The organism is Martelella sp. NC20, assembly GCF_013459645.1.
GTDB lineage: Bacteria > Pseudomonadota > Alphaproteobacteria > Rhizobiales > Rhizobiaceae > Martelella.
The window spans coordinates 965705-975000 of record NZ_CP054861.1 but is presented as its reverse complement, the minus strand read 5'-3'; the positions used below and the strand labels follow the sequence as shown (position 1 = coordinate 975000).

5 protein-coding genes, 1 tRNA gene and 2 rRNA genes are annotated in these 9296 nt (G+C 57.4%); 5 read left to right on the top strand and 3 right to left on the bottom strand.

Annotation, left to right across the window (positions count from 1 at the left end; genetic code table 11):
- Positions 1-146: 146 nt before the first annotated feature.
- The 3 genes from HQ843_RS04800 (at position 147) to HQ843_RS04790 (ending at position 3463) form a co-directional block, all read left to right on the top strand.
- Positions 147-2953: ribosomal RNA gene (locus tag HQ843_RS04800) — 23S ribosomal RNA — on the top strand.
- Between the two features lie 212 nt (positions 2954-3165).
- Positions 3166-3281: ribosomal RNA gene (gene rrf, locus HQ843_RS04795) — 5S ribosomal RNA — on the top strand.
- Positions 3282-3386: 105 nt separating this feature from the next.
- Positions 3387-3463: transfer RNA gene (locus HQ843_RS04790), tRNA-Met, on the top strand.
- On the opposite strand, the gene HQ843_RS04785 is transcribed toward HQ843_RS04790, so the two are convergent.
- Genes HQ843_RS04785 through HQ843_RS04775 form a run of 3 tightly spaced genes read right to left on the bottom strand, consistent with a single transcriptional unit; the run spans position 3420 to position 5823 of the window.
- Positions 3420-5117 (bottom strand): recombinase family protein, encoded by a 1698-nt coding sequence (locus HQ843_RS04785; protein ID WP_180902318.1) that lies wholly within the window; start codon positions 5115-5117, stop codon positions 3420-3422. The genes HQ843_RS04790 and HQ843_RS04785 overlap by 44 nt on opposite strands.
- A gap of 12 nt (positions 5118-5129) precedes the next feature.
- On the bottom strand, positions 5130-5510 hold the full coding sequence (locus HQ843_RS04780) for a helix-turn-helix domain-containing protein (protein WP_180899590.1): 381 nt from the start codon (positions 5508-5510) through the stop codon (positions 5130-5132).
- The gene (locus tag HQ843_RS04775) at positions 5500-5823 is read right to left on the bottom strand and encodes a type II toxin-antitoxin system HigB family toxin (RefSeq protein ID WP_180899591.1); all 324 of its coding nucleotides are present in this window, start codon (positions 5821-5823) and stop codon (positions 5500-5502) included. Before HQ843_RS04775 ends, HQ843_RS04780 begins: the two co-directional genes overlap by 11 nt.
- A gap of 768 nt (positions 5824-6591) precedes the next feature.
- On the opposite strand from HQ843_RS04775, the gene HQ843_RS04770 reads away from it, so the two are divergent.
- Both HQ843_RS04770 and HQ843_RS04765 read left to right on the top strand, forming a co-directional pair.
- The gene (locus tag HQ843_RS04770) at positions 6592-7893 is read left to right on the top strand and encodes an XRE family transcriptional regulator (RefSeq protein WP_180899592.1); all 1302 of its coding nucleotides are present in this window, start codon (positions 6592-6594) and stop codon (positions 7891-7893) included.
- A gap of 4 nt (positions 7894-7897) precedes the next feature.
- Positions 7898-9034: a beta family protein gene (locus tag HQ843_RS04765; RefSeq protein ID WP_180899593.1), complete on the top strand. Its 1137-nt coding sequence runs from the start codon at positions 7898-7900 to the stop codon at positions 9032-9034.
- The last annotated feature ends 262 nt before the right edge of the window (positions 9035-9296 follow it).

Below are 9296 nucleotides of genomic sequence, written 5' to 3'. Positions count from 1 at the left end.
CACAAAGCCTGCAAAAGACGTTGCGAGGAACTTACCCGTAGGGCGCAAGCCCGTCGGCGACGGTTCGCCGCCCCGTCCGGAGCGAAGCAAACCGCAAGGTTTGCGGCAGCGTGAGGACAGAGCAGATGAACATCGACAATGAGAACGATCAAGTGATTTAAGGGCATTTGGTGAATGCCTTGGTATGCACAGGCGATGAAGGACGTGATACGCTGCGAAAAGCCGTGGGGAGCTGCGAATAAGCTTTGATCCATGGATATCCGAATGGGGAAACCCACCTTAGATATCTAGAAAATTTAAGGTGTTCCTTGGAACATCTTATCTTTCTAGATATCGCTGATAGGTATCTTAATCTGAATACATAGGGTTAAGAAGCGAACGCGGGGAACTGAAACATCTAAGTACCCGTAGGAAAGGACATCAACCGAGACTCCGCAAGTAGTGGCGAGCGAACGCGGACCAGGCCAGTGGCAATGATGAATGAAGCAGAACAGGTTGGGAAGCCTGGCACTATGGGTGATAGCCCCGTATGCGTAGAACAATCATTGTCCTTGAGTAGGGCGGGACACGTGAAATCCTGTTCGAACATGGGGCGACCACGCTCCAAGCCTAAGTACTCGTGCATAACCGATAGCGAACAAGTACCGTGAGGGAAAGGTGAAAAGCACCCCGACAAGGGGAGTGAAACAGATCCTGAAACCGGATGCCTACAAGCAGTAGGAGCCCAAGGTTCGTCCTGGGTGACTGCGTACCTTTTGTATAATGGGTCAACGACTTAGTGTAACTAGCAAGCTTAAGCCGGTAGGTGTAGGCGCAGCGAAAGCGAGTCTTAATAGGGCGATTTAGTTAGTTGCATTAGACCCGAAACCGAGTGATCTAGCCATGAGCAGGTTGAAGGTTGGGTAACACCAACTGGAGGACCGAACCCATATCTGTTGCAATAGATCGGGATGACTTGTGGCTAGGGGTGAAAGGCCAATCAAACTCGGAGATAGCTGGTTCTCTGCGAAATCTATTTAGGTAGAGCGTCGACCGAATACCCTCGGGGGTAGAGCACTGGATGGGCTATGGGGACTCACCGTCTTACTGATCCTAACCAAACTGCGAATACCGAGGAGTACTAGTCGGCAGACACACGGCGGGTGCTAACGTCCGTCGTGAAAAGGGCAACAACCCTGACCTCCAGCTAAGGTCCCCAAGTCATGGCTAAGTGGGAAAGGATGTGAGGATCCCAAAACAACCAGGATGTTGGCTTAGAAGCAGCCATCATTTAAAGAAAGCGTAACAGCTCACTGGTCTAAATAAGGGTCTTTGCGCCGAAAATGTACCGGGGCTCAAGCCATGCACCGAAGCTGAGGATGTACACGCAAGTGTACGTGGTAGCAGAGCGTTCCGTAGGCCGATGAAGGGATACCCGTGAGGGGTCCTGGAGGTATCGGAAGTGCGAATGTTGACATGAGTAACGATAAAGGGAGTGAGAGACTCCCTCGCCGAAAGACCAAGGGTTCCTGCTTAAAGTTAATCTGAGCAGGGTTAGCCGGCCCCTAAGACGAGGCGGAAACGCGTAGTCGATGGGAACCACGTTAATATTCGTGGGCCAGGTGGTAGTGACGGATTGCGTAAATCGTGAGGACTTATTGGATTGTCCTTGCGGTGAAGCGGTTCCAGGAAATAGCTCCACCATGAGACCGTACCCGAAACCGACACAGGTGGTCAGGTAGAGTATACCAAGGCGCTTGAGAGAACTATGTTGAAGGAACTCGGCAAATTGCACGCGTAACTTCGGAAGAAGCGTGACCCTTTTATACGCAAGTGTAAGAGGGTGGCACAGACCAGGGGGTAGCGACTGTTTATCAAAAACACAGGGCTCTGCGAAGTCTTTAAGACGACGTATAGGGTCTGACGCCTGCCCGGTGCTGGAAGGTTAAAAGGAGATGTGCAAGCATTGAATTGAAGCCCCAGTAAACGGCGGCCGTAACTATAACGGTCCTAAGGTAGCGAAATTCCTTGTCGGGTAAGTTCCGACCTGCACGAATGGCGTAACGACTTCCCCGCTGTCTCCAACATAGACTCAGTGAAATTGAATTCCCCGTGAAGATGCGGGGTTCCTGCGGTCAGACGGAAAGACCCCGTGCACCTTTACTATAGCTTTACACTGGCATTTACCAAGACATGTGTAGGATAGGTGGTAGGCTTTGAAGCAGGGACGCCAGTTCTTGTGGAGCCATCCTTGAAATACCACCCTTATCTTCGTGGATGTCTAACCGCGATCCGTTATCCGGATCCGGGACAGTGTATGGTGGGTAGTTTGACTGGGGCGGTCGCCTCCTAAAGAGTAACGGAGGCGCGCGATGGTGGGCTCAGACCGGTCGGAAATCGGTCGTCGAGTGCAATGGCATAAGCCCGCCTGACTGCGAGACTGACAAGTCGAGCAGAGACGAAAGTCGGTCATAGTGATCCGGTGGTCCCGCGTGGAAGGGCCATCGCTCAACGGATAAAAGGTACGCCGGGGATAACAGGCTGATGACCCCCAAGAGTCCATATCGACGGGGTTGTTTGGCACCTCGATGTCGGCTCATCGCATCCTGGGGCTGGAGCAGGTCCCAAGGGTTTGGCTGTTCGCCAATTAAAGCGGTACGTGAGCTGGGTTCAGAACGTCGTGAGACAGTTCGGTCCCTATCTGCCGTGGGTGTAGGAATATTGACAGGATCTGTCCCTAGTACGAGAGGACCGGGATGGACGTATCTCTGGTGGACCTGTTGTGGCGCCAGCCGCATAGCAGGGTAGCTATATACGGAATGGATAACCGCTGAAGGCATCTAAGCGGGAAACCAACCTGAAAACGAGTATTCCCTATCAGAGCCGTTGTAGACGACAACGTTGATAGGCCGGGTGTGGAAGCGCAGTAATGTGTGAAGCTTACCGGTACTAATCGCTCGATTGGCTTGATCGTTCTCATTGTTCATGTTCATCGGCTTCGCCGATGAACACGATCTATATGTCCTCACGCTGTCGTGGCCTTTGGCCACTACGCTGCGGACGGCGCGCTTCGCGACGCAGGCAAGCTGCTGAGGGAATTCCCTCGACAGTCTTCCCAATGTGCGTCACTGAAGCACCTCAACAAAACCAGCTTCTCGAAAACAAACAAACGCTGCAATTCGCCGACCTGGTGGTTATGGCGGGGCCCTTAACACCCGTTCCCATTCCGAACACGGCCGTGAAATGCCCCAGCGCTGATGGTACTTTGTCTTAAGACACGGGAGAGTAAGTCGCTGCCAGGTCTGCAAATTGCAGCCGCGTTTGATATCTTCTCAGAGCATCAACGGCGACTGCCGATAAAAGCCGCCGTAAAGCGGCTTTTTTGCGTTCAAAAAGCCAATATATAACGCGGGGTGGAGCAGCCCGGTAGCTCGTCAGGCTCATAACCTGAAGGCCGCAGGTTCAAATCCTGCCCCCGCAACCACCGATACCAACAAACCCGTAGCAGCCGCTGCGGGTTTTGTCGTTTTTGATGCCTTTCCAACAGCTTGCCGCTCCGTCCACGCCAGGATCTGACCCAGTTCGCCGTGAAGCGTGGCGTCGATCTCCCCGCGTTTCGGGCCCGGCGTCAGTACAATCTTCTCGATCAGCATCCGCAATGCCTCAGCAGCCTCCTGCCGCTCGGCAGGGCGATTCAGGGCCTGTGTGAGCTTCGCGACCTTCTTTGCATAGATCGCCGCCGCCGTTGGTAAGAGGTCCGGTTTGTCGTCCGGTGCCTCGGCGAGAAGCGAAGCCAACTCGGCCTTGCGGGCTTCGAGTGTGGTCATCTTCTCTTTCATCGACGGATGATACATGCCGTCGGCAATGGCCTCGATAAGCTGTGCTATCTGCTTCTCGACTTTCGCCAGCTCCGCCTGCCAGGCATTCCCGTTCGAACGCCGCTCGCGGTTCAAGCGGTTGGTCTCTTCCGCATAGGCGCGCATCGCCTCGGCGGCCATCTCCGGCGCCATCATGCGATCCTTGAGCCCCGAGAGCACACGGTCCTCCAACTCTTCCTGCCGGATGGTTCGGCTGTTGGAGCAGGTTCCCTTGCTGATGTGGTTGGAGCATGCGAAGCGGCCTGCACCGCGCAGCGAATAGGGACCGCCGCAGCAGCCGCAGAAGACCAGGCCGGACAGAAGGGACCGAGGTCGGCGCTTGCCGTTGAGCTGGTTCTTCTTGTGGTGCTTGCGCACCGCCTCGGTGACATTCGCGTATTTATCCGCGATCGCGGCCTGCCGCTCACGCACCGCCTGCCAAAGCTCATCATCGACGATACGCAACTCAGGCACCTCACGGGTGAGCCATTCGCTCTCGGGGTTGAGGCGCGACACGCGCTTTCCGGTCGATGGATCCTTGATGTAGCGTAGCCGGTTCCAGATCAGGCGACCAATATAGAGCTCGTTGTTGATGAGGCCGGTTCCGGGCTTCACATGGCCGCGGATCGTGGTGTCGCCCCATGGTTTGCCGTTTGGACCGGGAATGCCCTCTTCGTTCAGGGTGCGAGCGATCGTACGCGGACCCACACCAGAGGCAAATTCCCGGAAGATACGCCGGACGATGTTCGCCTCCGCGTCATCGATCTCGCGATCGCCGCGGATCGGATCGCCGCGTGCGTCGAGCTGTTTGACGACCTTGTAGCCATAGCAAAGTCCGCCGCCCGATTTGCCCTCCTCGACACGGCCACGAATGCCCCGATGGGTCTTTGCAGCGAGGTCCTTGAGGAACAGCGCGTTCATCGTGCCCTTGAGCCCGACATGCAACTCGCTGATCTCGCCTTCCGACAGGGTGACGATGGGGACGCCGGCGAACTTCAGGTGCTTGTAGAAGGTGGCGACATCGGCCTGGTCGCGGCTGACCCGGTCCAGCGCTTCGGCCAGCACCATGTCGAACTTCCCGGCCTGCGCGTCCTGGAGCAGTGACTGGATGCCGGGACGCAGGATCATGCTGGCCCCGGAGATACCCGCATCCTTGTAGGTCCCGACGATTTTCCACTTCTCCCGCTTCGCCTGTTCTCGGCAAATCCGGAACTGGTCCTCGATCGACGCTTCCCGCTGATTGTCGGAGGAGTAGCGGGCATAGAGCGCAACGCGGGTCATGATCGGGTTCCTTTATGCCACCTTGTCGAAGCGGCTCGGCCGGATCAGCACGTCCGCCGAGATGCCGAGCTGTTCGTGCAACTGCCGGATCATGTCGATCGACAGGCCGCGCTTGCGGTTTAGGATGTCCGAGACCCGGCCACGCGGTCCGATGATCGGCTCCAGATCCTTGCGGCTCAACCCCTGCTGCTCCATGCGGAACTTGATCGCCTCGACCGGATCGGGCGGGTCCATCGGGTGGTGCTTCGCTTCATAGACATCGATCAGCGTCGCCAGCACGTCGAGCCGGTCGCCGTCGGGCGTTCCGCTCTTCGCCCCCCAGAGGCGTTCAACTTCCTCAAGCGCTGCGTCGTAATCCGCCTCGGTGCGGATGGGTTTAAGTTCAGTCACCATGCTTCACCTCCGTCACGTCGATCTTGTCGTAGGCCTTGTGAGTGCCGATCCACTTGATCCAGACGATGCTCTTCTCGAAATCGACCGCCACCACGAGGCGGTAGTCGTTGCCCTTGATGTTGAAGACGATCCGCTCGGCCGTGACGATGCTGGCCGTCGCATAGTGTCTCTTCACATCCGCGGAACTCGCCCACTCCGCCTTGCTGACTTCGTCGAACCAGGCATCGAGTGCGGCCTTGACCGCCGACTGGTTCTTTTGCCCCGCGAGGCTGTCGATGAATTGCCGCAGCGTGCGGCGGGCGATGATCCTCATTCTAACCTCTGTACCACGTTACCATAATGGTAGCAATTGAAATATGCCAAGGCTCCGACGGTCGGAGCCGCAAGGGGGGTGGTCAAGTGGAAGAGTGCCTCTTGCACCGACTTGCTTTCCGTTCCTGCGCTTCTTTGCGCTCGAATTGCTCTCGGGCGATCTGGTGGCCGATCAGACGGGCCAGGGCTTTCAGGGCAGCGTCTTTACACGCGGGATCACTCCGGTCCGCTTCCGGTCCACTCGAGGGGCTGACCTCGATATTGATCTTGTTCCGCTTGACTGCCATCGTCTCCAAAATCCAAGGCCCCGGAAACGGGGGCGACATCATGGAAACGGGGAATGCCTTTGTCGGGAAGAGCGCAAGGCAGGCCATGCGGTCAATAGGATACCTTAGCGCAGGAAAGGGATGGGTTAGTCGGAAGTGATATATTCCACTATTGTCCGGTCGTCCTTGGGTGAATTCGAATCCCACATGCTCCGGCGGGTCGAGCGGCGATCATCGAAGGGCCGTACCCGGTGAGGAAGAGCACTACATCGACGCTATAGCCCTCTCAGCCGCGCGATGCGACTTCCAATGCTAACTGACGCAGTATAGCTAGCGGTTTTGCCCATTTTCGAACGGCTGGATCGGCGCAGGAAACGGAATGGCAGGTTGCGAGCGACGGCGCTGTGAAGCCAGTCCAGTAATTAAGGCCGTTTCCACAAGCTGATCACGTCTCCGCTAATCTCTATATTGAACACAACGATTTTGTTGTGTAAAAGGAGATGATGGAGATTTCGGTGATTCTTAATGAACGGGAAGCACGCGACGCTCGGGCAATAGCTTCCGAGCTCGATCAGCTATTGTCTTCGGCACGGGCGTTCGAACCGATAGTCGCCGGTCTTCCGCCCCAGGTAGTTGACGGCTTCCGAAACGCCATCAAAGCCGAAAGAGGCGAGCTCGAAGCTCTGGTCAAGGCGTATGAGGCGGCGAAGTCTGGGGACTTTGAAGATCTTGAGCATCGGGCCGACAACGACCCTGGCCTCACGCTGATAGTCGCTCGTATTGCGCGGGGGCTGACGCAAAAGGAGTTGGCAAGAAAACTGGGCCTAAAAGAACAACAAATTCAGAGATACGAGGCCGACAGGTACAGTTCCATAAGCCTCGCCAACTTTCGACGCATAGCGAGGTTCTTGGGCGTCGATTGGAAGATGAGCCTATCCAGCTGGTTCGGCGGCGGCTGGAACATCGCTCGCGATGTTTCTGCGGCCGAGGTTAGGAAGGTACTGAAGCATGCTCGCGCGAACGGCTGGTTCGGGGATGATAATCCGGCGGTTCTGGCCGACGAGGAAAGCTTCAACTATCTTCAGCGCTACGTGTCGGACCACATATTGAAGTACGGCAGCCCTTCTCTGCTGCGAACTGGCTTGAATGTGCAAGACCACTCTGAGGACCTCCTGCTGCTTGCTTGGAAGGCGCGGATGACCCGCCGCGCCGAGCAGATCATTACCGCCCACGCCGTGGTCTATCGTCCGCTCGATATAACATGGCTCATGGACCTGGCTAGGCTCAGCCAGCACAAAGACGGGCCGGCGCGTGCGCGCGACCTTCTACTGAGTAAGGGGATCGTGCTGGTGGCCGAGCCGCAGATACCCGGAATGAAGGTCGATGGTGCCGCATTCTTGTTGGAAGGCGTGCCGGTCATCGGCTTGACGCTGCGGCGAGACACGGTGGACAACTTCTGGTTCACGCTACTGCACGAGGTCGGGCACGTCATCCTCCACTACCGGACCGGCCTTCGCACGGGTTTCTTCGACGACACGGACACAACCGGCGTCGACGAGATCGAGCAGGAGGCGAACGAGTTCGCCTCCAACGTGCTCATCCCCGAAGAGCAATGGAAGCGGTCGCCGGCCCGCATCACGAAGTCCCCCGCAGTAGTCGAGAAGTTCGCGAAGGAGTTGGGGATAAATCCCGCCATCGTCTTCGGTAGGATACGAAAAGAGAGGGGAAACTACGCGATCTTCTCGAACTTGATCGGAAGAGGCGCGGTTAGGAAATACCTGATCGAGTTTTCGAAAGGAACCTAGGCCCATGGCTCGCACTCGCCCCATCTACGTGCCGGCGCTTCGCCTAAAGCAAGGCGAGTATCGCGGTCTGCAGCGTCTCGCTCCTGACGTGGCGGACAAGATCGTCCCGCGTCTCGTCGTTCCTCCTCCCAAGGAACGCGACGCGGAGAAGCACCGGCCCCTCACCAAGGACGAGATCGTCCACGAGACCGGCCGACGCATCGCCGATCACTGGAAAATGCGTGACGCCCTCCTCGACGTTCGCTTCCTCTTCGCCGAGTTCGGAGAGGCGGAGTGCGTCGAGTGGCTGCCTAAGATGTTCGATGTAGCGCGCAAGGCCCATGCCCAACCGATCCCCATCATGGGGCTCGCAGATGCTCTCGGACCTCGAGCAGCTGCCTTTCGCCTGGCCCTGGCAACCGAGACCACGACAAAGGTCGCGATACGGGTGGAATCCGGCGAAATCGACAGGGATCTCGGTGACCGCCTTGTTGCGGCCGTGTCCGCGCTCGGAGTAACCCCGGAGGGGTGCGCAGTCCTAGCGGATTTTTCGGACGCCGATTTTTCCGACGCACTCGCGGTGGCTGGGATCGCGCAAGCCGCCCTCGAAGACCTGCAAGGCATTGGCCGCTGGCACTATGTGGTGTTCCAAGGAACGAACTACCCGGAGGTGAACCCCGCGGAGTCGGGAGGCGACGCGGTCGTCCCCCGCAACGAGTGGCTAGCTTGGAAGGAGGCGATCAAGCTCGACGGAGCCTCGCCCGAGCACTTGGTGTTCGGCGACTACGGAGCAGACTGCGCGAAATTCGAGTTCAATAAGGCCTCCGGCGGCATTCCTATCCGGCACTACCGGTACACGACCCCCGACAGTTGGCTCGTCGTCAGAGGCTCAGCTGAGGGACAGGCCGCGGCCGTTATGCGCGGCGTCTGCGAGCGCATCCTGCGGAGCGGTAAGTTCGCCGGGCGAGGTTTCAGCTCGGCCGACGATTATATCTTCAAGACCGCTAAGGGGTGGGACGGCCCAGGTAATGGTTCGACGTGGCGCGAGATCAACACGACCCACCACATTACGCGGGTGGTCCGCGACATAGGCGACATCAAGGGGATGGCCTTCACGGAGACAACTTTTAGCGATCCTTCCGATCAGCTTTCATTTATCTGATGTGGATTTGCCCCCCAGCGTAGCATCGCGCAACGTTACCAGACTTTTCGGACGTCGCCAGTGACTTTCGAACGGCCGCAAGAAGCTCGAATCCTGGTAGTATAAGACTTCCCGTATGTCATTGTTGAAAATCCGTATCTCTGGCCGTTTGGCTCTCGACGGCGTCTGCTAGGTATGTCGCAGAATATCGCGCCATAGAGTGAGGCGGCCCGGGAAATCTGCACAGCTGGGATAAGTGGAGTTTCTGCCTGACTTCGGCTTA

Excerpts from the sequence above, each read along its gene's own strand:
- HQ843_RS04785 (WP_180902318.1), bottom strand. The coding sequence starts at position 5,117 with ATGACCCGCGTTGCGCTCTATGCCCGCTACTCCTCCGACAATCAGCGG.
- HQ843_RS04780 (WP_180899590.1), bottom strand. The coding sequence starts at position 5,510 with ATGGTGACTGAACTTAAACCCATCCGCACCGAGGCGGATTACGACGCA.
- HQ843_RS04775 (WP_180899591.1), bottom strand. The coding sequence starts at position 5,823 with ATGAGGATCATCGCCCGCCGCACGCTGCGGCAATTCATCGACAGCCTC.
- HQ843_RS04770 (WP_180899592.1), top strand. The coding sequence starts at position 6,592 with ATGGAGATTTCGGTGATTCTTAATGAACGGGAAGCACGCGACGCTCGG.
- HQ843_RS04765 (WP_180899593.1), top strand. The coding sequence starts at position 7,898 with ATGGCTCGCACTCGCCCCATCTACGTGCCGGCGCTTCGCCTAAAGCAA.